Genomic DNA, 25,443 nt, shown 5'->3' with positions numbered 1-25,443 from the left:
CAACCATAAAGCCAAGAGAACAAACAGGGGTACCACTCAAAAAGGGCTATAGTGGTAAACCATTTTACCAACTATTGCCATGAACGGAGACTAATGAATAGCAAGCTAAATAAAGAACTTGTGACAAGGTCACTACAATTGGCATCACTTGCTGAGATGCATCCTGACGACCGTATCGCGCGTATTGTCTGGGACAGAATCCAAGACGACTTAGAGCAAGCCAACAGCATGGTGTATGGAATGCAATATTGCGTTACCAATATCACTGCATTCATCAAAACATCTTTTAAAGAAACCGAACACACCATCGCTGCCCAGAAATCATGCCATCAACTCATGGCTTGCCTTGGATGGAACAAAGAAGAAGTCTTAACGATCGAACAGTCAAACACGATCTTTATTGATTACATCAAGGACGTTGTCTCCATGTACAACGACATAAAGCAAAATCACTGTGAGAATGCACAGTGCATTCTTGCCCTGAACATGAATTCCATGCTCTTACATGACCTCGAGTATGTAATGAAGCAAAGCCCTCAACGCCAACGCAGCCTCTCACCTGCGCTTGAAACGGCAGCACAACTGAGGGGACAAATGATTCAGGTCTTTGGCTGGAATGCATCAAAGGGGTGAGGGAGAACCGAATCCCCTAAACCACCAGGAAGACCACAAAGGCTCCAACTCGTGGCATTTCCTCTCCAATCAGCTCCTGGCCATGCACTGAGCAGCCTCTAAAATGCGCTGCTTCAAGAGATCAAGGCCCTAAATAACCCAAACCTGTTATACCAGGACAAGTGAAATGAAATCTAAGGAGGAGACACGTGGAAGCCCTGAAAAACTGATGAGACCTCACAAGCGCGAGGTAAGATCAATGGGTTGATCATTCAGAAGAGCTTTAACGAATCCACATGGGGTTTCTTCTTTCTAGTCGATCCGGTCATCTCTGTGTTGATGGAAAAAGGGTGTTAAAGCCGCACACTGATGGCCTATTTCCATCCGATCAGTTTTGCGATGGAGATCTATCAATCCCATCAACAGATCGAAATATTCTCACGATCTCTCAGTGCTTCCTAGATCTCTACATCAATCGGATGGGAATGCTGCAAGAGAAAAGGTCGAAAGGGAAAAAGTGGTTGCATTCCACTCTTGAGATTGAAAAAGAGTTTAGTAAAGAATTCAAGACAGATAATCCAGAACAATCAACAAAAAGCACACTTCCTTCGGCAGTGAGTCAAACAAGAGGGTGGCATGGATTTGCCATGCATACGTTGCATCGCTTCTTTTGGAAAGATTTTGACTGCATCAGAGGTTCACGCAAACTAGAAGAAACAGATGACTACCACTGGTGGCTTGAGAATAGCAGTGGAGACATGATCGATTTAGCCGAAGAACAATATCGGGCAACTAAGATACCTACATTGAGAGGTCAGGGAAAAAAGCTAAAACCACTAGGCCATCAATATTCTGCAACATCTAGGGCTATGGCACATAAGATCACAGAAGTCTTATCTTCCCGACATTACGAAGTAGATATCATTGATCAGTACGCCAATGCGTACATGAAACGCTGAGGACAAGCACAAACAACATCCAATACATTCAGCCAAAAATTATTAGCGTTAGCAATAAAACAATAAGTTAGATTTGCAGGAATAGATATTGAGACTTCACCAATAGGAAAAAGCAGTCTCTCAATGTCTCGCCACTGAGCTCGTTCAACAACAAAGTCAGGCTCAAAAACCAATTGAAGCGGGTGAGGAATAGAATTCTGATATCCAACACTCCCCTCAGGGATGCATTGGAACTACCAAACAACATGCTCATAGGCTTGGGAAAGGTAGAACAGCAACAAGCAAGAACCCCTCATAGGCGCTTCTTAGCAACACTGCTAAACCAGTTCGAATGTATAAAGGGGCAAATTGTCGAAATGCTCCCAGTTCAAATCTGGATCTTGTTATTTACTTCCACCTGTCATGATACGCGTACCAATCGATGATGATCGCACCTTCAACAATCCTGACGGATTTGCAATGGTGTTCGACCGAACATGGAAGCAATCAGCAAAAACAGTGGAATTTGCTGCTCTATCTATTGATGAACGCATCGATATCGTAATCAAACAGATGGAAGATCATCCTTTTCTCCAGACTGAACCCGAGCAAGCACGTCAGGTCGCCACCTTTAGGGTTCGATTGCTAAACCTGGATAACTCAGACCAATCAAGCTGAAAGCAGATCGTCAATCTGCTCTATGCCTTGATCAACCGTGTCTGTAGGTGGCTCCTGTGAATCATTAACGTATACAGTCTGCTCCAGTTCAAAGTTTTCAGACTCATCCAAAACGTCGTCAGGGGCCATATAAGAATCAGTGACTGCTTCAAGCCGGGGGACCTCTACCTGCGCCTCTACTTCAGCTCTCTCATTCAGCAAACCGCGGAGTTGCTCGAGGCGATCACTACTATCTGCAAGCAATAAAAAACTGTCGGAATCATCAGCTTGTTCAGGCTCAACAGACTCCGAACGCTCCGAGAGTTCGTTGAACCGCTCTTCAAGCGCAAGCAATCGAAGCGTCAAAGATTCAGCAATCTCACTGACCAAGTGCAGTTGACCGCTTAACTGCTGAGTCAAGTCTTGGCTGGATATGGACATTGGCGAAAAATCCCCACTCATCAAGCTGATGGTATCGAGCCTGGTGAACTTGTCCACTGTGATCAGGTCCTATTGAAACGAACGGCCTGATCGGTCAAAATTTAACAGCTAAGAACCTGCTTGCTCAACACTCATAAGGACATTCGAGAAAGAACCCCAGCTTACATAGCAATCCAACAAAAGTGCAACAAGCTCTCAGCAACTAAAAATTTAATAGGGTTAAGAAGGCATCAATAGCATAAGCGAAGGGCAGAAAATTCAAAAAAGACAAGAAAACAAAAGCGAGCTAAACCGTGTATAAAGCAACAAAGAAGATAAGCCTAAGTGGAAAAACAACAAAACTTGAAGGAACTAAAGCGAAAAGACAAAAAGAGAACAAATACAGGCCGAAGGGGGAAGCAGGGTGTTTATAACGAATAATGATGAAAACAGGGATAGACGAGGTAAGGCAGACCAGAGAGAAGAAAATAGAACACTGGTTACGCAACATCCAAAGGAAGAGGAGGTCCAACAAATGCTGAACACAGCGGAACAGGAACTCTCAAAACTTCTAAAAAACAGTTCAGAAGAAAGAGAGGTTCACTTCAACATCGGTGAAGGAATCCTTCGGCTGAATTTAAAGACAGAAGACATCGTCTTATGGGGGGAAACTCTAAAGAACATCTCGGAGCCAGGAAATGTTCTTTTGGCATGCGAGAGTAGCCAAGTTGAATTATCATCAACAAAATTGACGTGGATTGTAGGAGCCGCTATTCGATCTACAATGATCGAAAAGAAAAGTGACATCGTAAATGTATTAAAATCTCTTGATATACCTAAAGATATCGCCGAAGGAGTCAGCAAGCACTGTCCGGGGCTTGGCACGGACATTACTTGGGCATTTTATTTAGAGCGCCATGGGTGGCTAACAGCTTCACCAATCATTGACACAACCAAGCAAATCCATGGAAACAATCAATAGATCATCGCCAAAGATCAAAGAGCTAATAAAAGTAGCAAACGTATTTGCACTCCCGAAACATAGCAAGTTACCAGAAAGTAATGCAATAATACTAGATTCAGCCAATACATCAAAAAGATTATTGAGCCTTGAAGAGCTGAATATACTCTGCGAGAACTCACATTGTAATGCAAAAAGACTTGAAGAACTCCAGCGTAAATTGCCTTCATTGATCAATGAAGCAAAAGCGATGCTCCTCAGAAAGCAACCAGAAATCACAGAAAAAGGTGGTTCACTCTATCCAAAGGAAAGGGCAGAGGCATGCTGGAGAGATTGCTTTCACTTTGCAAGAATCAGCATCTACGGAACAGCCGTGGGGGAAACAGATATTACAGACAAAGAGGGGTTGAAGGCAGTTCACGAGTTGTACTCAATACTTGAGGTACCAGTTGATGCACTAACACTATGTCTAAAAGAATTGCAACTAAAATGCAGGGAAATATACTCAGAAAGAAACGAAAAGGAGGATATCAAACTACTAGATGGGTGTTTCAACCATCTAGCGGAGAAGATGAACTCCAAGAAATAAAGATTGTAAAAGCCAAACAAAATAGAAAACAATCAAAATTAAAAATACATTATAAGATCAATAAGAGAGTGTAGTCTCGTTCGCTATAAGACGGTTCTAGGCAGAAGCAGGTAAGACTAAAATTTTTGTTGCGGAAAGAGGGAAATTGGTGAAAGACTGGAAAACAGAACTAGAGTCACGGAAATCAAGATAAACTCTGAAGAGCTATGGTCGCCATCAAGCCAACACGTGATTTCACGAATAATGCTCGAACGTCCTTTACAGCAACGAACAAGAAGTCAAAAGAAACTGTTGCGCTAACAGTAGAAAAATTTAAAGAGAATCAATGCAAATCAATGGGGATTGGCATTGGGCCAAGACATCATGGAGAATGTCCCTTCGGAGTAACAGCAGAAGAATATGCAAGCACGGGAAACAATGCATTAGAAACTGCAATTAGCAGTGCGTATAAGCAGGTATTTGGCAATGCAAAACCAACGGATAGTCAACGTTGCAAGGAACATGAGTCCGCACTTAGAGACGGAAGAATTACAGTCAAAGAATTTGTAACAGGACTCGCCAAGTCTGAATTTTACAAGCAAAACTACTACCATAAAGTATCACCAATCAGAGGAGTAGAGCATAACTTCAAACATTTACTAGGCAGGCCACCAATTAATCAAAGTGAAATAGGTAGCTCTATTAGGCTAATTGCAGACCAGGGATATGATGTATTTATCAATAAGCTCACCTCATCCGGTGAATATCTTGAAGTATTTGGAACAGACACAGTTCCTTATGATCGAGCCTGGAAATCAGAAGCAGGATTTTACTGCTCCACATTTGTCAATATGTGCTCAGTAAGCACAGGGAACGCAAGTTCTGACAAAATCGTGGGCGGCAGAAGCCAACTCGTCATGGCTTTAGCCAAAGCAAGAGAACTAAGTACATCATCAGGTAATTTTGATGTCTCAGGATTTAGTTATTCAAAGGCAGTAAGAGACCCATCCTCAGGAGCCTTCCGAAGAATGTATATGCCACAAACAACAAAACGATAATTAATCCAAAAAGACAGCAAAAGGCGGTCAAAGAGAATATATTAATCCTGTAAAATTCAAGAAAAAAAGAGGCTTCAAGGGAGAATCACTAATGCCCTTGAGGCCTATCTTTTTTTACTATTGTACAAAGTGATAATATATGACCTCGCAAAGACACATTTGGCATCTTAAGTTTTGGAAACAAAAAACAAAGATAACGGCGCAGACCCCTAAGATTGGGCAATTCTACCTAGCAGAAACAAGAAACTGTATGACTATTCCTGTTCTCACCTATTCGCAGAAGAGCCAGAACAGTCGCGTCGACAATCTTGCTGGAAACACCGATTCTATAAAATATCAAGCAACAGGGGAAATATCAGCCTCCTCGATATCAACACGTAGAGATATGGACAGCTTGATCGAACAGACATACAAGCAAATTTTCTTCCATGCAATGAGTTGCGATAGAGAAATCTATCTCGAGTCGCAATTAAGAAGTGGATATATAACAATGCGAGATTTTGTAAGAGGTCTGCTCTTATCAGAAAGATTCCAACAAGGATATTACCAATGTAGCTCTAATTACAGAATGGTTGATCAAGTTGTGGGACGAGTGCTTGGTCGTTCAGTAAGTGGCGAGGGCGAAAGATTGGCCTGGTCAATTGTGATTGCAGAGAGAGGTTTTACAAACTTTGTCGATCAAATACTAGAGAGTGATGAATATATGATGAATTTTGGATATGACGGGGCGCCAGCGCAGCGTGGCAGGTTGATACCAGGAAGATCAACTGGAGACATGCCAATTTATCAAAAATTTCCTCGTTATGGAGAAGACTGGAGGAATGCACTTATCGAAAGAGAATTCGTCAATAAAACATTTACAACTGGTGGTGATATGAATAGCGAGATGAAATCAATCGTTCGCAAGCCACCAACATGGCTTATCAAGTCTTGGCTGGTTCTATTTGCAATTGGAGGGTTTGAGCTTGCAAGGGTAATACTTACAATTGGTGTATCAATGGTACGAAATTAAGAGCATGAATTTAAACATAAGTACTTGGGCACCACCAGAAAAGACCTCTCCGGAGCAAATTGCTGGGTACCCAATAGATGCTAGAGGCGCAGACTGGAGAAACAAAGATCTTCAGGATCTTGATTTAAGAGATGCAAATCTATGTCGCACGGATTTAAGGGGAACAAATCTTAAATACTGCCGCATGCAAAACATTGACATGAGGCTGGCAAAATACGATAATAAAACACAACTACCAGAAGATTTTGACATTCGTACTAGTGGAGCAATCGGCCCAGGAGCTAAACTCAACGGTGCATTTTTAAACAATGCTGATTTAAGAGGAATCGATCTAAGAACAGGTTCATTAATGGGAGCTTATCTGAGCGGTGCAGATCTTAGCGGCGCCATATTAGATAATGTTTCATTAGCAGGAGCCGATCTTCGAAATTCTATTTTGAGAGGGGCCATGTGTAGGGGGACTCGGTTTGGCACAAGCGAAATCAACATGGCCGACCTACGTGGTGCTGATCTAACAGAGGCGAATCTTGAAGCACTCGAATCAATCAAAGGCAGCGATTTCTCGATGTGTAAAGGAATGGCTAACCAACTCAAGCACTTGCTAGAGAGGCCTTCTGATGAATTGGATCATTGGAATCCATTGACCCGGAGCACTACACGAGCAAGCCTCGAATCACTACTGGTACAGAAATAGGTTAACAAGACTACACAATTAAACGAAGGCGCTCGTCGCCGCGAGGGATCATTTTGCCGTGTCACGCAACAAAACTGAACATTTGATTGAGCTTTATAAAGAAGATGTCCACTCGCAGGGAATTTGCAAGAGATTGATCGGAGATAAACGAGAGAGCATTCATGCCCTTTGGTCCTGCCTCGCTACTAGGGGTCGAGCGTTTCTCAGCAGAGAGTGAAGCACCGCTCGAACTGCTTCCAGGCGACGACGACGTCCAAAAGGAAGCCTTGATACGCGCTATCTACAAGCAAGTCCTTGGCAATGCGTACGTCATGGAGAGCGAGCGACAATTGATCGCAGAATCCCAATTCAAACTTGGCGAAATCAGCGTTCGAGAATTAATCCGTCGAATCGCCAAGAGCGATCTGTATCGCAGTCGATTTTTCGAATCCTGCCCGCGCTATCGCTATATCGAACTTGCCTTCAGACATCTCTTGGGGCGTGCTCCTGTCGATTTTGAGGAAATGCGAGCGCATGCTGAACGTCTCGACAGCAAGGGGTATGACGCTGATATCGATAGCTTCCTAGATTCTGACGACTATCAAAATACATATGGGGAGTGGGTTGTGCCCTATCAACGTGGCTGGAAGACAGAGAGCTGCAAGACCCTTCAAGAATTCACCTGGAGTTTTCAACTGCTTCGTGGCAACAGCAGTAGCAGCCTGAAAGGCGACCTCTCAGGAATCACAGCAAAACTAGGAGGGGCTGTCTACCAAAACACTCCGCTCGCAGTTGTCCCACCATCATCCAAAGAAGCAACAGGCTGGAGCTTTAGGAGGGCGAAAAATCTTCAAGATGCTCCAACCCGCCTAGGAGTGGGAGCAGGGCAAGAGGGCACGACTTATCGCGTTGAAGTGACAGGATACAGAGCCAATAACGTACGCCGGATATCCCGGTATACGAAATCAAACCGTGTGTATTACATCCCATTCGACAAGCTTTCGGAGCAATTTATAAGAATACATAGAGAAGGGGGGAAAATTTCCAGTATTACACCAGTTACATAATCCCTAAAGCAATTCAATCAGCTACCAACTTCAACAATTACACAAATTCACCATGGACACTAACCAAGCATCTTCAGGATTCGGCGCAGAAAGCAAGTGGAATAAGCCAGTTTCCTTTCAAAGAAAGGGCATCTCAAACCAAAAAGCAGCACTAACAACAGGTGAATTCCTCAAGAATTCATGTGATCAGATGGCTATTGGCGTAGGGCCAAGAACCCATGCAGATTGCCCGCATAGAGTCACTGCGGAATGCTATAGCCCTGATGATAACTCTTCCCTTGAAGATGTTATTGTGGCTGCATATCGTCAAATATTTGGCAATGCTCATGTTATGGACTTTGAGCGTTGTAAAGAACTCGAAGCACAACTGCGCAATGGAGAACTAACGGTTCGTGACTTTGTTCGTGGACTAGCAAAGTCTAGTTTCTACAAGCAAAGATTTTTCACAGCTGTTGGACCACAAAGAGGCATTGATTTAAACATCAAACACCTGCTTGGACGAGCACCTCATTCACAAGCAGAGATTTCAGCGAAGATCTCTCTTCAGGCAGAACATGGTCAAGCAGCCGTAATCGACAGCATTGTTGATTCTGCCGAATATCTTGAAGTATTTGGCAGTGACATCGTTCCCTATGCGAGAGCGTGGTCTTCCCCAGCTGATTTAGCAACCTCCGCCTTCCCACTACTCGCAGCGATTCAAAAAAGCTTTGCTGGTAGTGATAGTGCCAGGGGTGGAGCGAGCAACCTCATCAGTAATTATGCAAGTGGAAGGGCACCAAAAATCAATGTGCCATCTGAATCGATCGGAGTAAGACCAACTCCAAGCTACGCAGCAGGTCGTTTTGCAAGCAGAGCACCGGGTGTCACAAGCGGAAATGATGGAGCACCAATGCGTGGTGACAGCTACGTATTCTTTGGACTTGGACAACGGGAACAAGAAACATTCCAGCGTTGCCCGGGCGACTCAAATGATCAACTTAATGCGTTGATTAGATCCACATACAAGCAGGTCATGGGCAATCCACACCTGATGGAATTTGAAAGGGCAATCTCAGCTGAAAGCAAGTACGTGGATGGCTATCTGAGTACTCGTGAATTTGTCCGGGCATTAGGACTTTCAGCCGAATACAAGCGTCGTTTCTTTGAAACAAATGCCCCTTATCGCTTTATCGAATTAAACTTCAAGCACTTCCTAGGAAGGGCTCCAAGTTCACAAGCTGAGATCAGCGAGCACACAAAAATACTCGCTGAAAGTGGGTATGAAGCTGAAATTTGTAGCTATGTCGATAGCGTTGAGTATCAAACAACATTCGGCGAAGACACCGTACCGTTCGCACGTATTCTTTCTGAGAATGGTCGGTCTCAGGTTGCCTTTAATCGTCACCTGAAATTAGCTGAAGGGTATGCAGCAAGTGACACGGTTCAAACAGGATCTTCACTCGTCACCTCTGTTGCTACAGGAACAGTGCCAGGAGGATGGAGTTCAACGACAACTCGCATCAACCGCACTGGTACACAATCAGGTGCAGCAGATCCAACCAAGAAGAGATTCAGAATCGTTGTTTCGGCACAAGCTGCACGCAGCAGACAACGCACAGCTGGAAGCACTTATTTAGTTTCTGGAAAGGACATGTCCAGCCAAATGAAGTACATCCATTCACGTGGCGGGAAGATCCTTTCAATTACAGAAGTAATGTAAGCAGTAATTAATATTCAATAAGGGGAGCCTTCCAATTGGGAGGCTCCCCTTAACATTATCCAACCCCATAAAAAACAATGTCACAGCCACTCACTCTTGCCACTAAAGCGAATATTGATCTTGAGCACTCAAATGAGGTGATCAAGAGAATATATAGGCAAGTTTTTGGCAATCGACATCTCATGGAGTTGGATATCAATAAGTCCTTAGAAGCGCTGTTCAACAATGGTGACCTCACGGTCCAGGGATTTGTAACAGCTCTAGCACAATCAGAAACCTACAAAAAACTTTTTCTTGAGACAAATAACCCTTATAAATTTGTTGAACTGAATTTCAAGCATCTGCTTGGAAGAGCACCTCATGGGCAAGCTGAAATCCAAAAGCATGTAAAACTCATGAAAGATGAAGGCTTCGAGAGCGAAATCGCAAGCTACACCTATAGCGAAGAGTATTTAACTTCTTTTGGAATTGATCAGGTACCTTACAATCGTGGATCAAGCACAATGCGAGGTGGGAGCACGATCAACTACACCAGAACGAATGCCTTCGAAGTTGGATATGCAGGATACGACGGTGCAATGAAAGGATCTACACTTCTGCAAAGCATAACAACTGGAAAAACTCCAGATATCACTGGGAGGAAAGGAGTTGGTAATGGAGGGTCCTTAACCATAAGCTGGAGTTCACGAAGGCAAATTGGGGCCAATCGCCGTGTCGCACAAAAGTCAGTGGTGAGCCAAACATCGATGTCGTCAACAATAAAAAGCATTCTCGCCCAAGGCGGAAAAATCCTTAGTATTACAAAGGCTTAAAAGTCCTCGTTTTACGGCCTAGCCCCTTCGGCGCTGGGCCATAATTGAAAGCATAGGAATTACTTAAAACATAACCAACCCAAATAATCTAAAACCATGCCAATCATTCGCCCAAATTCCCAAAAAACAAATCAAGATCAAACGGCATTTGAAAGATCAGTAGATAAAAACCCTATGGCAATGTCAATGATGATTGACTCAGTTGTCAATATGATGCAGAATACAAGACCACCTCTTCAGCAAGAACAATCAAATACATTCGCTAACTGAAATGGATATAGAGCAGTTTGTTGCTCAGACTGAAGGTGAATGGAGGTCAATGCGCTCAGCCCATTCTCTAGCCTTTCAGCAATTCGAAGACGTCCTAAGCGAAATATCAGTAAAAAAAATAAGCGAAACAAATACTGATTTGCAAGCAATACTAAAACAAGAAGGTGACTTAAGAGTATCCGACATTAAGTCACCCTTTTTGATGAAATGGGCCGCTGAAAGTGACTGGGAGCCTGATGATCCTAATGATGTTGCGAATGGTGAGTGTATTATCGTACCAATACCAACCAATGAAAAATCTGGAGTACTGCTAAGAAGTATTGGTTACGCAGAATCTATCGCAGCGAGATCAGAATACAACTTTCTAGATGATGGAACTTTTGTTTTAAAGACAAAATATGATCAATCAATTGCTGAAGAAAGAATTTGGTTTATAAGCGAAAATGTTCGCTGCCGCTCCTCTGTGCTTAAGACATCTGAGGGCTCTGGAATACTACAAACATCATTCTCCTCAGAAGTACGACGACTGACTAAATCATAACCAAAGGTAAATCCATGGATCCCATATTAAAGTTTGCTAAAACCATTGCAGGAATATACGACAACTTCGAGCAATCTCAAGAAAATCCAAAAGATTTTGCTCGCATCAATATCATCTTCAGACCACTACCATGGGCAATATTTAATGGCCCAGGGTTTTATTCTGAACAACACTACGACTATGCACCATGGTCACCGTATAGACAGGGAGTGCACAGATTAATTGCTCATAATGAACACTCAGATACCTTCATCATGGAAAATTTTGGATATGCAGATCAAATACGCTTGGCAGGTGCTGGTAGAAATCCTGAACTTCTTGACTCCTTGAAAAAAGAAAAATTAAAAGCAAGATGTGGGTGTGGAATGCATTTCAAAACAAAAGCAGACAGGAAATATATAGGTTCAGTAGAACCAGGAAAAAAGTGCATGATTCCAAGGGATGGACAACTCACATATTTAGTAAGCGAAGTTGAAGTCACTCAAGAAAGCTGGATAAGCAGAGATCGTGGATACGATCCAAATACAAATAGACAGATCTGGGGATCTGAGCACGGACAATTAGTTTTTAAGAAGATAGAAGATATTGGAGAAATGATTACCAATGACTGGATGGATAAAAAACTAAGTCATGAAAGATAGTAAATCCCAAATAAAATCTTGGATTCGATCCCAACATCTGATTTGTGAGGGAAGCGACTTTATATTCGAGACTGTGGATCAAACACAACTAGAAAAATTTGAAACTATTATGGATTCATTAGGGGGAAGGGTGAGATCAGTAAAGGCTGTTGGGAATTGGCCAATGGGTCCAAATCGCTCTTTTAAGATCTTAAGAGCAATCGCTTCAGTACCAAGACCAGGTGGCGAAGAGCTAGTAACTTATTGGGCAAAGAAAGGATCTAAACAAACAAGATATTCAGAAATAAATTCGTAATAACATTAATCGGAAAACCATCCCATCCATGTTGGCTGAGAAAAATCAGTATGCTCACTCCATTTACGAAGCAAAGTCAATGAATCAAAGTGATAGCCCCTTTGCTCTGCAATTGCGATCAGTTCATCTTGATTACGAGATGACTTGATCTCCTCTTTTAACTGACTATCGTTCTGAGCAAGCTGAATAAAATCGTTAAGAATTTGATCCTTCTGGGAATCAGAGAGGGGCGCACTCATGGATTTGAATTGCAGTTATAGATTGTTAAGAAGAACCTTGATCGGCTCCTTCCATCAGCATAGCTCTCCAGGTTGAAACTTGACGAAAAGCCCAACTCCAATGGGTCGTATCATGCAGATGAGCTGATTGCTTTGACTGGGATTTTAAAGACTCAGAATCTAAAAGAACAAATTCATCCCAATCGTCTTTTGTAAAAGAGAATCCCTTCGAGTAGGCATAGTCAATAATTTGTTCATGCGATGTAAGCTTTTTCAGGCCAGTTGCAATCTCATGACTCTGAACAACAGAGCGAATAAAATTTTCAATAATGGAAGAAGAAGTTGAACTTAACAAGATTCAATCCAAATAGCAAAATTTGATTTTAGACAAATGAGCTGAAGAACTAACGGACCACCAGTGCAACGAAGAAGACGCCAAGGGATATTTTGACTGGTATGGCCAGAATCGACCAAAATTTTAGGCGGTCGAGTGGCTTGCTCTAATGGAATCAAAGCAGCACCAGTCAACAATGGTTCTACTGACTGAATCAAAATCTGGAGTGAGTTGACATCATCAACAGTATTAAACCTGTCCTGAAGATCACTATCTTGAGCAATCAACTGTACGAAGCGAGGCAATGCTTTTTCTGCTTCAATAGTCGTTGACATCCTAAATCCAACCGTCGATTTCAATACTATACCAATAGGACGGATGCAATATGCGATTACTCAAGTAGATCGATGAAGAACAAAGAAGCAAAAGGGAACGACTCAGGTGATGTCATACCAATACAAAGTGGTAGATTTAGGAAGCTTGAATAAAATCACAACGAATCAAAAGAATTATGGCAGAGCGATTCGATATCTTATTCGAGGGAATGTCAGAAGAGTCATCTCTAAAGATTCTATTGTCGGATCCAAAAGATCTGTCTAATCCTGTAGATAAGTATATGGCCGCAACACGGCTCGCAGCATGCACAAGCGAAGAGTCATTGCAGGGACTCATCAGTGCAGTTGATCTTGATCCAGAAGACCTCTTCAACAGAATCACTAGGAGGAAAGCAATAGAAGCCTTAGGACGAAGAAAGGACGTACAAGCTTTGGGTTGCCTGTTTAAAGCCCTAAAATTTGATGATGAGCCATCAGTCATCAACGCCGCTGATTCAATTACACAAATATCTGCTCCCCTCACTGAAAGTCAATGTGATTCACTTCTAGAAGCATTAAAAGGAAGTGATCCGCAAAAACGATCAGTCATTCAGGCTCATACAAGACTAGGCCTTAAGAGTGGTACATCATTCATTCAAACCCTCATCCATGATGAAAACCCTTTGATTTCAGGAGCCGCGAGGGCTTTTTGCGCTCGAGTCGAGGGAGACCTAGACCAACTGAAGCCGCTGATTCCTCAACTCCAAGATCTTCAAGCAGGCCGTCGGCGTTCTGCTGTGATTGACCTAGGTGATGCTGGTGATATCACGATGCTGGACTACCTGATCAAAAGTGCTGTATCGATGCCATTACGAGCAAAGAGTGCTTTTCAGCTGGTTGATCCAAGTAAAAAAGCGCAAGTACCCGAAGAACACATCCAAAGCATTACGACACTTCTGCAAGATGACCCGAGAAGCCTCTCCATACGCGAAGAGTGGTTGAGCAACCAAGACCCAATAGAGATTGAGAAAAACCTCCAACACCGGGACGAAGGGAAACAATATGGAGCAGCACTTAGCCTCCTCAACATGCCTAAGCCGCAACAAATCGAAATAATTGATGGTATTCACTCACGGCTATGGAGTGATTACGGGGCTAACTATTTGCTGACATCGTTGGTTGGCCTGGGATCCATCCATGAAAGAGAGGAGTTGGTCAGAACATCACTGGCAGAAATACTCCCTCAATATGCAAAATCTAGAGTTGCCGCGGCGTGGGCATGCCTAAAACTAGATCTAAGCGACCAGCTAGGCCTACTCAAGGAGATCAGCACGAGCTCAAAGTGGGTTCCACTGAAATGGAGCTGCTCACAAGTGCTTAAGAAGTATTCATGATGATTCATGAATCACCCAAAAAGCCCTCTACGAAAGAGTTTGACGGCCAACGCACGCTGCTTTATATTTTCTTCGGATTGGTGATTGCAAACTTTTCTGTCTTGACATCGTCCTGAACAGGAGCGAGCAGAAAAGAGAAGTAATGTCATTTTGGCGGATACGCATCCCCCAAAAAAAACTCTTCCCAACTCCTCATGCTCGACGCATTCTCCAGGAAGGCCGTCTCGGCCGATTCAAGCGGCGCCTTCATTGGCGGAGGCGAACTTGCTTCTCTCAAGTCATTCATTGCTGACGGAAACAAGCGCCTTGACGCTGTTAACGCCATCACTTCTAACGCCAGCTGTGTCGTTTCTGATGCTGTAGCAGGTATTTGCTGTGAGAACACAGGCTTAACCGCACCTAATGGTGGTGTTTACACCAACCGCAAAATGGCTGCTTGCCTCCGTGACGGCGAAATCGTTCTCCGTTATGTGAGCTACGCGCTTCTGGCAGGCGACGCTTCCGTCCTGCAGGATCGCTGCCTGAACGGACTCCGTGAAACCTATGCCGCACTTGGCGTGCCCACCGGATCTGCTGCTCGCGCGGTAGCCATCATGAAGGCTTCCGCTTGTGCGCACATCACCAACACAAACGACACGACTGGTCCTAAGCGCAAGATGGCTGTCACCGCAGGTGATTGTTCCAGTCTGTCAGGCGAAGCTGGTAGCTACTTCGATGCAGTGATCAGCGCAATCAGCTGAACCTGATCTCAATTAATACTCACTCACCTCAAACTTACAACTCATGAAGTCCGTAATCACAACAGTTGTCGGCTCCGCCGACAGCGCATCACGCTTCCCTTCTGCCTCTGATCTGGAGTCCGTTCAGGGTTCTATCCAACGCGCAGCTGCTCGCTTGGAAGCGGCTGAAAAGCTTGCTGCTAACTACGACGGCATCGCCCAGCGCGCTGTTGACGCCGTCTACGCTCAGTACCCCAACGGTGCTACTGGCCGCCAGCCACGCCAATGCGCAACTGAAGGCAAAGAGAAGTGCAAGCGTGACTTCGTGCACTACCTGCGTCTGATCAACTACAGCTTGGTCACAGGCGGCACTGGTCCTCTTGACGAACTCGCCATCAACGGCCAAAAGGAAGTTTACAAAGCTCTCAGCATCGATGCTGGCACCTATGTAGCTGGTTTCGTAAACATGCGTAACGATGGCTGCGCTCCTCGTGACATGAGTGCTCAAGCTCTGACTGCGTACAACAACTTGCTTGACTACGTGATCAACTCACTGGGCTGATTAATACCTCTAGGTATTAATTAATTCCGCTTGGAGCAAAGGGTGGGCAATGCCCACCCTTTTTTTTCAGGAATTTACTTTGGCAAAAGCAAAGTCTGTCTAAGAAATAGCAAATAAGGAAAATCTCACTTTGGCGTTGTTCTTTCAGAAGACAAAACAACTCATCGAAGAGATCTAATTGAGCATTATTACGCCATACAATTTCACGGCATAATTGATTTCCTGCCCTGAGATGTAGAGGCGCATTCAAACCACCACCACCCCATCTTCATCATGCTCGGAGCAGAAACAAGCCTAAAATCCTTGACCTCGGCAACCAGAACTGGTCCAGCCTCATTCTCCACATCCAACAAAGCTGGCAAAAGCACAGTCCCATATTCCCCTTCAGGCGCAAGAGCCGAATACAAGAGGCAACACTGCGCTACCTCAGGAATCGGCATAGGCCCAAGACTCCATTCAGAATGTCCATACGGAGTAGTAGCTGATCAATACAGCCCAGGGGATACAGAGGCAATCATGCGTGTCATCAAGGCTGCATATCGCCAGGTCCTGGGAAACATGCCACCTACAGAGAGCCAGCAAGAGACATCACTAGAAGCAAGGCTCCTTAACGGAGAAATCAATGTCCGTGATTTTGTGAACGGCTTGGCAAAGTCAACCTTCTACAAAGACAATTTCTTCCACTCAGTGGGAGCCCAGCGAGGCATCGAACTGAATTTCAAGCATCTTCTTGGTAGAGCACCTCTAAGCCAAGCAGAAATTCAAAATCACATCAAGCTGCAAGCAGAGAATGGCTTCGATGCTCTGGTTGATTCTCTGACAAATTCTGCCGAATACACCGAAGTATTTGGTAGTGATATCGTTCCTTACGAGCGAACTCAAGATTCCTACGCCGGAATGTTTACTCGCTCCTACAATCTAATGAGGGATCTAGGAGGCATGAAAGTAGCGATTAGCGATAATGCACAGGGCCGTCAAAGCAAAACCGTCAATACTTTGGCAAATGCATTGAGAGAAAGCACAAAGCCTCAGCCTTTCTCTTATGTATCTGTAACAAGAATCCCTGTCAAACTACCTCAGCAACAGTACACAGGTCATAATCCTCCAGCAACAAGCGAATATGTACCATTCCGTCCATTTGGATTCTATTTCTAAGAGTTAATTAAATTCAATTGAGATGCACCTCCAAAATCACTGGAGGTGCATTTTTTGTACATTGGAAACACTTCAACCTATTAAAACTTATTTGCCTGTAAATTGCCAAAGCGATCCAAACTCGCTTTGACAATTTCGCTAACAAGAGGGTCAATTGATTCAGATTTAGATAGATCATGAAGACACTTTTGAGCAATTGGAGAATCAACCTCCGCCAAAGCCATCACTGCAGATTGAACGTGAGCAATATTTTCGCCCTGACAAGCATTAACAAGAACAGGAATTGCCCTTTGCCCACCTTCAGTCGCTTTCGCAACAAACCCCAATGTCATAAGAGCTGACTGAGCAACAACCTGAGAAGAATCATCAACGGCCTTAGACAATACTTCAATTACATTGTCAGGAAATTCTGTCTCGGGAAAGTTTGCAGCTATTTGAACTAAAGCTTTAACACAACAAGCGCGAACAGTACCACTTGGTGATCGATAGTAAAGTTCAATCAAAGGCTGAAAAGAGCGCTCACCGAATGCACCTAATGCTTTGACTGCAGTGCGATACTTAACTGGATCCTCATCGTGAATCATCGACAAGAGGCCTGGCATTGCTTGATCGGGATACTGTTCAGCCATTTCCCAATAGGCTTCTCTCTGAATATTGGGATTGGGATGAGCAAGATCTTCGAACAGCTTCTCAAGAGAAGCAGGATGATCAGGGCTCATTTAACTCAATGATGTACTTATTGCATCATACAGTAAGAAGATAAGCAATCATCCTGCCTTAGAGCACAGCTGAAACTTCTGTGCTCTAAGGCGCACGAATTCATCAGTTTCATTTAGTTCAGATAATGGGAAATCAAGCCAAGACATAGATAGCTCATTTCCAGCTGAAAACAACCTTTCAAGTGCAAGCCAAGTGACATACCGACATTCCCAAACGGGAGTTTCAACCGGCCGTATTAAGTCATTGGCAGACGCTAAAAATTTTTTCGGGAACAAACCTGACATCGAAACAATAGCAGCAGCTCTCGACTTTTGAAACTGAGGACGTAAGTTTGAAACTGTCTCATCGAGCAGAGACTTTATTACTTGCAAAGCAAAATCAGGCCAGTCAAAGCGAAGACCCAATAAACGAATTATAAAGTAATGAGCCCCATAATCATTCCAAGCTCGATCTCTCCAGACCTCTTCTAAGACAGCCCACAACTCCGTCGAATTACAATCCACTAATGAGGTTAAAGCTAAATAACAACGACTAAAATCGGTGCTAAAAAGCTCTCCAACCAAAAATTCGATACACGGGAAGTCATCATACTTATGAACTAGGTGAAGGGACGTCGGATTATCCAAGAGAATCATGTCTGCTTGACCTAAGAAATCAATTTCAGGGCCAGCGTTAAAAACCAGGCTACGTAGAGCACGCATTCGAAAGACAGGTGAAACAGGTGATCTCACGATCTGATTTATCATCCCAAAAGCACCAGCGTCGATAAGGTCTTGAATCGCGCACTGACGATCCATTTGATTGGGAAGCAGAAGATGATCACCAACTTCAGAGATACGGTCTTGCCTGCCTTCAAGTACGGAGATAGCCGCAATAGCCGCTCCCTTCACCCCAGGCCTCTGATCTTCCTGAAAAGGAAAAATACTTGCTGAAGCTGCTGTCACCTTCAGCTGGGTTAAAGCCTGAATCAACACACGCGTGCTTTGACGATCATCGCTCATCAAAGCAATCATTTTTTCAATTAAAACAGGACTAGAGCAACATAATTTCTGTAAAGCCCAAACAGAGTTTTCAACTAAATAAACATCATCAGACCACAAACATTTACCAATCTCAGGCACAGCCTCACTAACCTGCAAACGAGCCAGGACCTCAACTGCTTTACGTTTGGCAATAGAGATAGCTTGCTCCGATCCCTGGAGACTCAGAAAATTTATCAAAGAATGATGAGATTCCTTACACGGGCAATTAATCAAATGTGCCGCAGCCATATAGAAATCGCTCTGTGAATCCAGCTGGTCAGGAGATGAAGCAAGAATGATTCTGGCCTGCTCACAACTCAGCTCGGGATGAATATTGTCAAATCGGCCCATCATTGCTTCAGCAAAGATCTTTCAATACCAAGGTACTTTGCCTACCGGCGCAAAGGAGAGTTTTTCTGTGTAAAGAATTAGCTGTAGAAGCCTGGCTTCCTTGCCCATAGTGATTTACACCGTTACTATCATCAAAACGAGCAAGTCATTACGATGGGTCCTTTTTCAAGCACTTGTTTTCGTATCACTACTGGGACTGCACCTGGTTCACGCCAGATGGAACAAAGAACTATTCAGGTTCCTCTCCACCATCTAAGCTTAAACATGCAATGCATGAATCAATTAGGGAAAAAGATTACATCAGTCACACGTTTAGGCGGGAATATATTACTTGAGACACGAAAAGAGTCTACATCAGCAATGGCCACCAAGAAAGCAAGTGCGGCCAAAGAAACTAAACAAACAACCAGGAAGTCACGACGCAAAAGCAAAGTGTAATATATATTTATCTTGGTCCACGGACAACTTCAAAAACAGCATCTTGAGGTCTTGCATTTTTTAAAGCTTCCCAGTTAATCAACTTTTTAAAGCCTTCTGGATCGCAAGTTTCAACTACATCAACTCCCCAAAAACCTTTTTGCAAAGGGGAATTGGCCGTCCCCTCAGAATCTTTGCGACCTCCCAATGCCATTACAGCATGATTATTGTGATGCCCAAAGCTTGCACGCATTGCCAGCCAACCACTCGTTAATTCTTCAGCTAACTCCTTAGGAGTGACAGAAGAATCAACTTTTACCATCCAATGACCATGGTCTAATGGTTCTGACGCTTGTATTGAAGAACAATGTTTCGACAAGCCCTCGGCAAGTTTTATTGGGGATAGAGCAGGGACATTAGAATCTTGAACTTGAAGATTATGAGACAAAATAAAAATAGCCAAAATTCTTTAACTCAAAGAACTAATGTGTTCGAGGATTATCATAGGACCTTAGAAGGGATTGCTGATGCCTGACACTCCGCCAAACCATGCAACAGAGCAAGATCAAATTCAGCTGAGCGAAGAAGAAGCATCTGAACTTGCCAAGGAACTATCCCATCAACTGAATTCAGGACATCTTCCCGACGCTGATCCGGAACAAATCCAGAAAATGGTCGCGGGTCTGGGAGATAAACGCGGATTGATGCGTCTGACATTTGCAGAAAGTCTTGGCCAAGTTGGCAAAACGGCCGTACCAGCCCTTTGCCATGCACTTCGTTGCCACAAGAACGTCACAGTTAGGCGTGCAGCAGCGAAAACTCTCACCCTGATTGGCGATACAGCAGCACTGGATGACTTGCTACACGCATTGCTCACAGACTCAGATCCTGTAGTACAAGGATCAGCAGTCGGCGCAATGGTAGTTATTGGTGAAGAAGCATTAGATGGACTGCTAAGCGTCCTTTCCAACCCGAACAGCACGCAGATGCAACTTGGCATGGCGAGCTGGGGACTCTCGTTTGTTGGAGCCAGAGCCCCAGAACGATTGCGGGAAGCAGCCACCTCGAGCAATGCCGAAATTCGAACAGCGGCAATCGCAGCCTTAGGCGATCAAATCCAGGCCTTGGAGGATGAAAGTGCAAGAGACCTACTGATTGCGGCACTAAATGATGAAGTGGCGGATGTACGGGCTGAAGCGAGCACACTTCTCGGAAAACTGCATGATGCAGGCTGGGCAGAACCACTACTGAAGCCTCGACTGTCTGACTCAATTCCGCAGGTAAGAAAAAATGCGGCACTAGCATTGATGAAACTAAATGCTACTGAGGCAATTCCAGAAATAAAAGAATTAATCAATTCCGAAGAAGATCCAGGAGTCAAGGCTGTTTTTCGACTGACAATAAATCAACTTAAGCCCAACGACTGAGAATTACTGATCATAAAAAAAAGCCCCTAATGGGGCTTTTATTTTAATGGTTTTGGGTGATCAGGAGAGTGCGTTAATCACATAATCCAGATAGCTCTTGAACTCATTAAGAGCCTGAGGACTCATATCGCGAGGGGCGCAAGCACGATCGCGGGTATAAGTCAGAGCCTCAACGTAAGGTCCTGTTGGGAGGGAAAGGCTACGATAAACCTCACGAGCTCCGGCAATGCCCCACTCGTCCAAAGGACCAGTACCACCAACAACCAAGCAGTAGTTGATCAAGCGCATGTAGTGACCGAGATCTCGGTAGCACTTGTCGACTTTCACTTGGCTGTCGCCAGCTTCACCAGCCTGCTTGAGGTAGGCGTACTTGCTAAAGCAAGCATCACCTGCTTCACGGGTAACAGCGTCAAGGCCTGCGGCCAGCTTTTCTGCAGCTTCAAGACGAGCAGCAGCACGCTGAATATTGCCCTGAACGGCTTCAAGATCGTTTTGAGAAGGGAAGCGACCAGCTGCATCAGCAGCAGTCACAACTGTTGTCACGACGGACTTCATTGGAGTTTCCTAAAGATGAAAAGTGTCTGAAAGCGGAGAAAGAAGATCTTTATTCCAGATCAGGAAATGGCGCCAATGACGCGATCGAAATAAGAACCTGCTTCTGCAACCAGAGCGGCACAGTCACCCTGTGTGGTTTCCATTTTACGGAAACGCTTACCACCCAAACCAGGAGTATTGGTCTCTCCGATGTGAGCAGTAGCAGAGGCCTTCATGATAGCCACGGCACGACCTGCAGACTGGGTAGGAACGCCTAGCGCAATGTAGGTTTCCTTCAGCCCATTCAAGCAGCGATCGTCAAGCACGGATGCATCACCTGCCAAGAGGGCATAGCTGATGTAACGGAGAACGATCTCACCATCGCGCAGGCAAGCTGCCATACGACGGTTGGGGTAGCAATTACCACCTGCCTGAATCAGACCTGTGTTTTCACAAATCATGCCCGTAACTGCATCAGAAACGATGCAGGAGGCGTTTGAGGTAATGGCGTTGACGGCATCGAGACGCTTATTGCCGTCACGAACGTAGGAGCGGAGACCATCGAGGTCACTACCACCAACGGGAGCTGTTTTGGCGTCGGCACTGACGACCGAACGTGAGAATGCGTCGAGCATGTGGGCCAGACAAATTTGGAGGGAAGAGGCTTCTCGAATCCCGCGAAGGCTAAGCCTGGAGACTCCTCTCTAGAGAGGAATCCGTTGTCAGAACTAGCCTTTTCAGGTGAAGCACTCAATAAACCTAAGCCTAATTACCCGATGAGTGGCCCAGTTTCGGCTGATCACGCAAGAGTTCGTCACCTTGATGCCATGTGATGGATGAAAAAGGAGTGCCAAAGCCCACCAGCGCCGATCTTTGCCATCTGTTTAGAGACACCCATTCCCACAGCAAGACTGCCAACAAACAGTTGATAGAACAATTGTCGCTTGATTCCAGGAGGTATGGTTGCGAGGAGTGTTTGCTGCAAATCACAGGTCGACATGACGGAACAAACAAATCAGGCACCTACTCTTGAAGAGCTGATCGAAACAATTACAGAATTGACTGCTTATAGAAAAAGACTTTACGACGATGTTGTGGGCCTTGGGCAGAAGCTTCGTTTATCCCAAAAGAAAATCGATACAACGATCAAAGAGCATCCTGAACTAATTCGGATTGATGCAATTCTCACCCAACTAAAACTTCAACGAGATACGCAAGAGAGTTAGGCATGACTTTGATGGACAATCCTCCAGTCACCATGGAGGACTTTTTTGAGGCCAGCCGAGGGCTATGGCTTAACAGACGAGTCGTTCATCATCTTGACAACCAAGATGATGAAGCGGCTGACTCTAATCTAATCATTGAACCCTTCGATGCATCTGATAACGCAGTAGAAAAAATTTGCCAAGTATTTGGAATTGAAGCAAAAGAAGCTAAAGGTGGTGCAAGATTTTGGTGGGAAAGCAACCTTCTTGCTGACAAGCGCAATGATGATTATGCAGCCGTTGTCATCGATGTTCCAAAGCCTGAACATTCCAACCAAGGCTATCTTTTAAGAGATGTCGGTTACGTAGAAAAAAAACCCACTCTTAGTACATATGAATTCACTCCTGATGGAGTACTTACAATCAAATCCAGGTACGACACAAATTTTGGGATTGAGCGCTGCTGGTTTGTGAATGATCAAATCAGAATGCGGGTTAGTTCAGTACAGTTTTTAAATGGTGCTGCAATGACCACCTACTGCACAGAATTTCGATGTCCAAGCAAAGCCGATATTGAAGAGATTGCTAGCCAAGCCCAAATGTTCGCTCAGACCAGTCCTTTATAAGCACATTTACACCATGTTTGATTCATTTCTAAACGAGCTTCATTCAGATATCACCAAGAGAGGTGGATCTCCCCTGGCTCTACCTGAAGGGCTTGAAGAATGTAAATCGTCAAAGTCATCAAGTGTCATTCAGAGCTGGCTTTGGGATGTTCCTGGATTTCGGCGCTGGAGGGTAACGCGACTGGATGCAGGCGATAGCCTCCAGGTTTTTAATTCCGTTGCCTATCCTGATTACAACTACGACCATCCCTTAATGGGGGTTGATCTCCTCTGGTTTGGAGCCCGTCAAAAGCTTGTTGCCGTACTCGATTTCCAGCCCTTGATCCAAGACAAAGACTATCTTGATCGCTATTTTTCTGGGCTTAAGGATCTGAACAAACGCTTCCCAGATCTCAACAGTGAAGAAACAATGCGTTCATTTGATCCAAATCAATATTTTTCTTCGTGGCTACTTTTTTGCCGCGGTGGTGCAGAACAAGCTGAATTATCCCTTCCAAATGCTTTTAGTGAATTCTTAAAGGCCTATTGGGAGTTGCATGATAATGCCAAAAGTATTGCCTCAACCATTCCTGCAGACGAAGTTAAGATCCTCCAGGAAAAATATGATGTTTATAGCGCCGAACGGGATCCAGCTCACGGACTCTTCACAAGCCATTTTGGAAAAGATTGGTCAAATCGGTTCCTCCACGAGTTTTTATTCCCCGCCTCCTCTCCTCACCAATGACAATTCAAAGGTCAAAAAGCACAGAACCTGTAAGCATCGAGGGATGGTCATGGCAACCCTTTCTTGAAGATGCGGTTAAAAGCCTAGAAGGCTTAAATTTTGACCCATACCCAGTGCCAGATCGGTTTTTACAACGCGAAGGTCAAACCGGATCCAAATCAAAACCAATTTCTGTCACAACAGCCACCTGGGCTTGCAAAACGGAGAAATTCAGGCAAGTCAGAGCTGCTTGCGTGAGTGCTGGATCTGCAGCGTCTGTTTTGAATTTTGTGATCAATCCAAATTCCACATATGACCTACCTTTTTTTGGCGGTGATTTAGTAACGCTCCCTTCAGGGCACCTGCTTGCCCTGGACCTGCAACCCGCCATCAAAACCGATGAAGTCCACACCACTCAAGTCTGGGAGCGACTGATCCCAATATTTGAACGTTGGCGTGATCAATTGCCTTACGGAGGACCAATCCCAGAAGAAGCAAAACCCTTTTTCTCTCCAGGATTCCTCTGGACACGACTCCCGCTTGGGAAGGAAGGCGACGATTTGATTGAGTCAATCGTGAGACCTGCCTTCAATGAATATTTAAATCTCTACCTAGAACTAGCCGCTAGCGCTGAGCCTGTGAGCCCGGAACGAAGCGATGTTCTCCTGCAAGGGCAAAGAAAATACACGGACTATCGAGCTGAAAAAGACCCTGCGCGCGGAATGTTGACTCGCTTTCATGGCAGCGAATGGACTGAGGCCTATATCCACTCTGTTCTTTTTGACCTGTAATAGAGACCCGTTTGTAGCTTTTGAGGTCCAATACAGCCCCAAACCACCCGGAGCGAGTTACACATTATGAACAGCTTTCAGGGGAGTCCTAAGCATTTGGCGAAAATTGCCTGGAACCCGAGAGGACTTCCGTAGGATGGTCTCACGGGTGCTTGGACACCTCACCAGACATTGCAAGCAGGAGTAAAAAATGTTCGACGCCTTCACCAAGGTTGTCGCCCAGGCCGACGCCAGGGGACAGTTCATCAGTGCCAATGAAATTGATGCTCTGGCAGCCATGGTTTCTGGCAGCAACAAGCGCTTGGACGCCGTAAGCCGGATTTCCAACAACGCCTCCACAATCGTTGCTAACGCTGCACGCCAACTTTTCGCACAACAACCTGCTCTGATTTCTCCTGGAGGAAACGCATACACCTCCCGTCGAATGGCAGCTTGCCTTCGCGATATGGAAATCATCCTGCGTTACATCACATATTCAGCATTCACTGGTGACGCATCTGTCCTAGAGGATCGTTGCCTGAATGGTCTTCGTGAGACCTACCTCGCATTAGGAACACCAGGTGCCTCAGTTGCAACTGGCGTGAACCTGATGAAGGACGCAGCACTTTCTATCGTTAACGACAGTGCAGGGATTTCCAGTGGCGATTGCGCTTCGCTGAGTAGTGAAATCGGTACTTATTTTGATCGTGCAGCTGCATCCGTTGCCTGATCTGGCGAATTAATCCCA

At 44.7% G+C, this 25,443-nt stretch carries 34 protein-coding genes; 25 read left to right on the top strand and 9 right to left on the bottom strand.

Features of this window, described 5'->3' with window-relative positions:
* The first annotated feature begins 156 nt into the window (after window positions 1-156).
* From SynMVIR181_RS02710 to SynMVIR181_RS02700, 3 genes are all read left to right on the top strand, one after another.
* Entirely contained in the window at window positions 157-633 is a 477-nt protein-coding gene (locus SynMVIR181_RS02710) for a hypothetical protein (RefSeq protein ID WP_255444386.1), read from the top strand.
* Window positions 634-1,097: 464 nt separating this feature from the next.
* Complete coding sequence (locus SynMVIR181_RS02705; protein ID WP_222929424.1) at window positions 1,098-1,571, top strand: hypothetical protein; 474 nt, start codon at window positions 1,098-1,100, stop codon at window positions 1,569-1,571.
* Between the two features lie 402 nt (window positions 1,572-1,973).
* The gene (locus SynMVIR181_RS02700) at window positions 1,974-2,228 is read left to right on the top strand and encodes a hypothetical protein (RefSeq protein ID WP_186589898.1); all 255 of its coding nucleotides are present in this window, start codon (window positions 1,974-1,976) and stop codon (window positions 2,226-2,228) included.
* Here SynMVIR181_RS02700 and SynMVIR181_RS02695 read toward each other — a convergent pair.
* A complete protein-coding gene (locus SynMVIR181_RS02695) occupies window positions 2,220-2,705 on the bottom strand; it encodes a hypothetical protein (RefSeq protein WP_255444385.1) in 486 nt (161 codons plus the stop codon). The two genes, SynMVIR181_RS02700 and SynMVIR181_RS02695, sit on opposite strands and share 9 nt — an antisense overlap.
* 346 nt (window positions 2,706-3,051) lie before the next feature.
* On the opposite strand from SynMVIR181_RS02695, the gene SynMVIR181_RS02690 reads away from it, so the two are divergent.
* From SynMVIR181_RS02690 to SynMVIR181_RS13200, 12 genes are all read left to right on the top strand, one after another.
* Window positions 3,052-3,609 carry a hypothetical protein gene (locus SynMVIR181_RS02690; protein WP_255444384.1) on the top strand — a complete coding sequence of 186 codons (558 nt, stop codon included), beginning with the start codon at window positions 3,052-3,054 and terminating at the stop codon, window positions 3,607-3,609.
* Window positions 3,593-4,177 (top strand): hypothetical protein, encoded by a 585-nt coding sequence (locus tag SynMVIR181_RS02685; RefSeq protein ID WP_186589897.1) that lies wholly within the window; start codon window positions 3,593-3,595, stop codon window positions 4,175-4,177. The genes SynMVIR181_RS02690 and SynMVIR181_RS02685 overlap by 17 nt, the downstream gene beginning before the upstream one ends.
* A 206-nt stretch (window positions 4,178-4,383) precedes the next feature.
* The gene (locus tag SynMVIR181_RS02680; protein WP_186589896.1) at window positions 4,384-5,214 is read left to right on the top strand and encodes a phycobilisome rod-core linker polypeptide; all 831 of its coding nucleotides are present in this window, start codon (window positions 4,384-4,386) and stop codon (window positions 5,212-5,214) included.
* Window positions 5,215-5,464: 250 nt separating this feature from the next.
* The gene (locus SynMVIR181_RS02675) at window positions 5,465-6,226 is read left to right on the top strand and encodes a phycobilisome rod-core linker polypeptide (protein WP_186589895.1); all 762 of its coding nucleotides are present in this window, start codon (window positions 5,465-5,467) and stop codon (window positions 6,224-6,226) included.
* Between the two features lie 4 nt (window positions 6,227-6,230).
* Complete coding sequence (locus SynMVIR181_RS02670; protein ID WP_186589894.1) at window positions 6,231-6,920, top strand: pentapeptide repeat-containing protein; 690 nt, start codon at window positions 6,231-6,233, stop codon at window positions 6,918-6,920.
* A gap of 161 nt (window positions 6,921-7,081) precedes the next feature.
* Complete coding sequence (locus SynMVIR181_RS02665) at window positions 7,082-7,966, top strand: phycobilisome linker polypeptide (RefSeq protein ID WP_186589893.1); 885 nt, start codon at window positions 7,082-7,084, stop codon at window positions 7,964-7,966.
* A gap of 52 nt (window positions 7,967-8,018) precedes the next feature.
* The gene (locus SynMVIR181_RS02660; protein ID WP_186589892.1) at window positions 8,019-9,665 is read left to right on the top strand and encodes a phycobilisome rod-core linker polypeptide; all 1,647 of its coding nucleotides are present in this window, start codon (window positions 8,019-8,021) and stop codon (window positions 9,663-9,665) included.
* Between the two features lie 77 nt (window positions 9,666-9,742).
* Window positions 9,743-10,477 (top strand): phycobilisome rod-core linker polypeptide, encoded by a 735-nt coding sequence (locus tag SynMVIR181_RS02655; RefSeq protein WP_186589891.1) that lies wholly within the window; start codon window positions 9,743-9,745, stop codon window positions 10,475-10,477.
* A gap of 96 nt (window positions 10,478-10,573) precedes the next feature.
* Window positions 10,574-10,747 (top strand): hypothetical protein, encoded by a 174-nt coding sequence (locus SynMVIR181_RS02650; RefSeq protein ID WP_186589890.1) that lies wholly within the window; start codon window positions 10,574-10,576, stop codon window positions 10,745-10,747.
* A 1-nt stretch (window position 10,748) separates the two neighbouring features.
* A complete protein-coding gene (locus SynMVIR181_RS02645) occupies window positions 10,749-11,288 on the top strand; it encodes a phycobiliprotein lyase (protein ID WP_186589889.1) in 540 nt (179 codons plus the stop codon).
* A 14-nt stretch (window positions 11,289-11,302) separates the two neighbouring features.
* On the top strand, window positions 11,303-11,929 hold the full coding sequence (locus tag SynMVIR181_RS02640) for a chromophore lyase CpcT/CpeT (RefSeq protein ID WP_186589888.1): 627 nt from the start codon (window positions 11,303-11,305) through the stop codon (window positions 11,927-11,929).
* The gene (locus SynMVIR181_RS13200) at window positions 11,919-12,224 is read left to right on the top strand and encodes a CpeR family transcriptional regulator (protein WP_186589887.1); all 306 of its coding nucleotides are present in this window, start codon (window positions 11,919-11,921) and stop codon (window positions 12,222-12,224) included. Before SynMVIR181_RS02640 ends, SynMVIR181_RS13200 begins: the two co-directional genes overlap by 11 nt.
* Before the next feature lie 5 nt (window positions 12,225-12,229).
* On the opposite strand, the gene SynMVIR181_RS02630 is transcribed toward SynMVIR181_RS13200, so the two are convergent.
* From SynMVIR181_RS02630 to SynMVIR181_RS02620, 3 genes are read right to left on the bottom strand one after another with little or no spacing between them, the layout of a single operon-like run.
* A complete protein-coding gene (locus SynMVIR181_RS02630; RefSeq protein ID WP_186589886.1) occupies window positions 12,230-12,463 on the bottom strand; it encodes a Nif11-like leader peptide family natural product precursor in 234 nt (77 codons plus the stop codon).
* Between the two features lie 25 nt (window positions 12,464-12,488).
* The gene (locus tag SynMVIR181_RS02625) at window positions 12,489-12,797 is read right to left on the bottom strand and encodes a Nif11-like leader peptide family natural product precursor (protein WP_186589885.1); all 309 of its coding nucleotides are present in this window, start codon (window positions 12,795-12,797) and stop codon (window positions 12,489-12,491) included.
* Window positions 12,791-13,111 carry a hypothetical protein gene (locus SynMVIR181_RS02620; RefSeq protein ID WP_186589884.1) on the bottom strand — a complete coding sequence of 107 codons (321 nt, stop codon included), beginning with the start codon at window positions 13,109-13,111 and terminating at the stop codon, window positions 12,791-12,793. The genes SynMVIR181_RS02625 and SynMVIR181_RS02620 overlap by 7 nt, the downstream gene beginning before the upstream one ends.
* A 176-nt stretch (window positions 13,112-13,287) precedes the next feature.
* Between SynMVIR181_RS02620 and SynMVIR181_RS02615 the strand changes: the two genes are divergently transcribed.
* From SynMVIR181_RS02615 to SynMVIR181_RS02600, 4 genes are all read left to right on the top strand, one after another.
* Entirely contained in the window at window positions 13,288-14,484 is a 1,197-nt protein-coding gene (locus tag SynMVIR181_RS02615; RefSeq protein ID WP_186589883.1) for a HEAT repeat domain-containing protein, read from the top strand.
* A 194-nt stretch (window positions 14,485-14,678) separates the two neighbouring features.
* Entirely contained in the window at window positions 14,679-15,224 is a 546-nt protein-coding gene (locus SynMVIR181_RS02610; protein WP_186589882.1) for a bleomycin hydrolase, read from the top strand.
* A 43-nt stretch (window positions 15,225-15,267) separates the two neighbouring features.
* Window positions 15,268-15,765: a class 2 C-phycoerythrin subunit alpha gene (gene mpeA / locus SynMVIR181_RS02605; RefSeq protein WP_186589881.1), complete on the top strand. Its 498-nt coding sequence runs from the start codon at window positions 15,268-15,270 to the stop codon at window positions 15,763-15,765.
* A 273-nt stretch (window positions 15,766-16,038) separates the two neighbouring features.
* Window positions 16,039-16,920 carry a phycobilisome rod-core linker polypeptide gene (locus SynMVIR181_RS02600; RefSeq protein WP_186589880.1) on the top strand — a complete coding sequence of 294 codons (882 nt, stop codon included), beginning with the start codon at window positions 16,039-16,041 and terminating at the stop codon, window positions 16,918-16,920.
* A gap of 80 nt (window positions 16,921-17,000) precedes the next feature.
* Here the strand turns inward: SynMVIR181_RS02600 and SynMVIR181_RS02595 are convergent, their stop codons facing one another.
* From SynMVIR181_RS02595 to SynMVIR181_RS02585, 3 genes are all read right to left on the bottom strand, one after another.
* On the bottom strand, window positions 17,001-17,639 hold the full coding sequence (locus SynMVIR181_RS02595) for a HEAT repeat domain-containing protein (RefSeq protein ID WP_186589879.1): 639 nt from the start codon (window positions 17,637-17,639) through the stop codon (window positions 17,001-17,003).
* Between the two features lie 48 nt (window positions 17,640-17,687).
* Entirely contained in the window at window positions 17,688-19,013 is a 1,326-nt protein-coding gene (locus tag SynMVIR181_RS02590; RefSeq protein WP_186589878.1) for a HEAT repeat domain-containing protein, read from the bottom strand.
* Between the two features lie 445 nt (window positions 19,014-19,458).
* Window positions 19,459-19,893 (bottom strand): DUF2656 family protein, encoded by a 435-nt coding sequence (locus SynMVIR181_RS02585; RefSeq protein WP_186589877.1) that lies wholly within the window; start codon window positions 19,891-19,893, stop codon window positions 19,459-19,461.
* Between the two features lie 64 nt (window positions 19,894-19,957).
* Between SynMVIR181_RS02585 and SynMVIR181_RS02580 the strand changes: the two genes are divergently transcribed.
* Window positions 19,958-20,857 carry a HEAT repeat domain-containing protein gene (locus SynMVIR181_RS02580; protein WP_186589876.1) on the top strand — a complete coding sequence of 300 codons (900 nt, stop codon included), beginning with the start codon at window positions 19,958-19,960 and terminating at the stop codon, window positions 20,855-20,857.
* Window positions 20,858-20,917: 60 nt separating this feature from the next.
* Here SynMVIR181_RS02580 and cpeA read toward each other — a convergent pair whose 3' ends face one another.
* Together cpeA and cpeB are read right to left on the bottom strand one after the other, a co-directional pair.
* Window positions 20,918-21,412 (bottom strand): class 1 C-phycoerythrin subunit alpha, encoded by a 495-nt coding sequence (gene cpeA, locus SynMVIR181_RS02575; protein ID WP_186589875.1) that lies wholly within the window; start codon window positions 21,410-21,412, stop codon window positions 20,918-20,920.
* Between the two features lie 59 nt (window positions 21,413-21,471).
* Window positions 21,472-22,026, bottom strand: coding sequence for a class 1 C-phycoerythrin subunit beta (gene cpeB / locus SynMVIR181_RS02570; RefSeq protein ID WP_186589874.1), 555 nt, complete (start codon window positions 22,024-22,026; stop codon window positions 21,472-21,474).
* A gap of 363 nt (window positions 22,027-22,389) precedes the next feature.
* On the opposite strand from cpeB, the gene SynMVIR181_RS02565 reads away from it, so the two are divergent.
* The 5 genes from SynMVIR181_RS02565 (at window position 22,390) to SynMVIR181_RS02545 (ending at window position 25,425) form a co-directional block, all read left to right on the top strand.
* The gene (locus SynMVIR181_RS02565) at window positions 22,390-22,617 is read left to right on the top strand and encodes a hypothetical protein (protein WP_186589873.1); all 228 of its coding nucleotides are present in this window, start codon (window positions 22,390-22,392) and stop codon (window positions 22,615-22,617) included.
* Window positions 22,618-22,619: 2 nt separating this feature from the next.
* Window positions 22,620-23,222: a phycobiliprotein lyase gene (locus tag SynMVIR181_RS02560; protein ID WP_186589872.1), complete on the top strand. Its 603-nt coding sequence runs from the start codon at window positions 22,620-22,622 to the stop codon at window positions 23,220-23,222.
* A gap of 13 nt (window positions 23,223-23,235) precedes the next feature.
* Window positions 23,236-23,946, top strand: coding sequence for a 15,16-dihydrobiliverdin:ferredoxin oxidoreductase (locus tag SynMVIR181_RS02555; RefSeq protein WP_186589871.1), 711 nt, complete (start codon window positions 23,236-23,238; stop codon window positions 23,944-23,946).
* A complete protein-coding gene (locus SynMVIR181_RS02550; protein ID WP_186589870.1) occupies window positions 23,943-24,716 on the top strand; it encodes a phycoerythrobilin:ferredoxin oxidoreductase in 774 nt (257 codons plus the stop codon). The genes SynMVIR181_RS02555 and SynMVIR181_RS02550 overlap by 4 nt, the downstream gene beginning before the upstream one ends.
* A gap of 190 nt (window positions 24,717-24,906) precedes the next feature.
* Window positions 24,907-25,425: a phycocyanin subunit beta gene (locus SynMVIR181_RS02545; RefSeq protein WP_186589869.1), complete on the top strand. Its 519-nt coding sequence runs from the start codon at window positions 24,907-24,909 to the stop codon at window positions 25,423-25,425.
* Window positions 25,426-25,443: the final 18 nt, after the last annotated feature.

The sequence above is a fragment of the Synechococcus sp. MVIR-18-1 genome (assembly GCF_014279835.1).
In the GTDB taxonomy this organism is placed as follows: Bacteria; Cyanobacteriota; Cyanobacteriia; order PCC-6307; family Cyanobiaceae; genus Synechococcus_C.
Note: the sequence above shows the minus strand (reverse complement) of the source record. Positions and strands in the feature narration are given on the sequence as shown.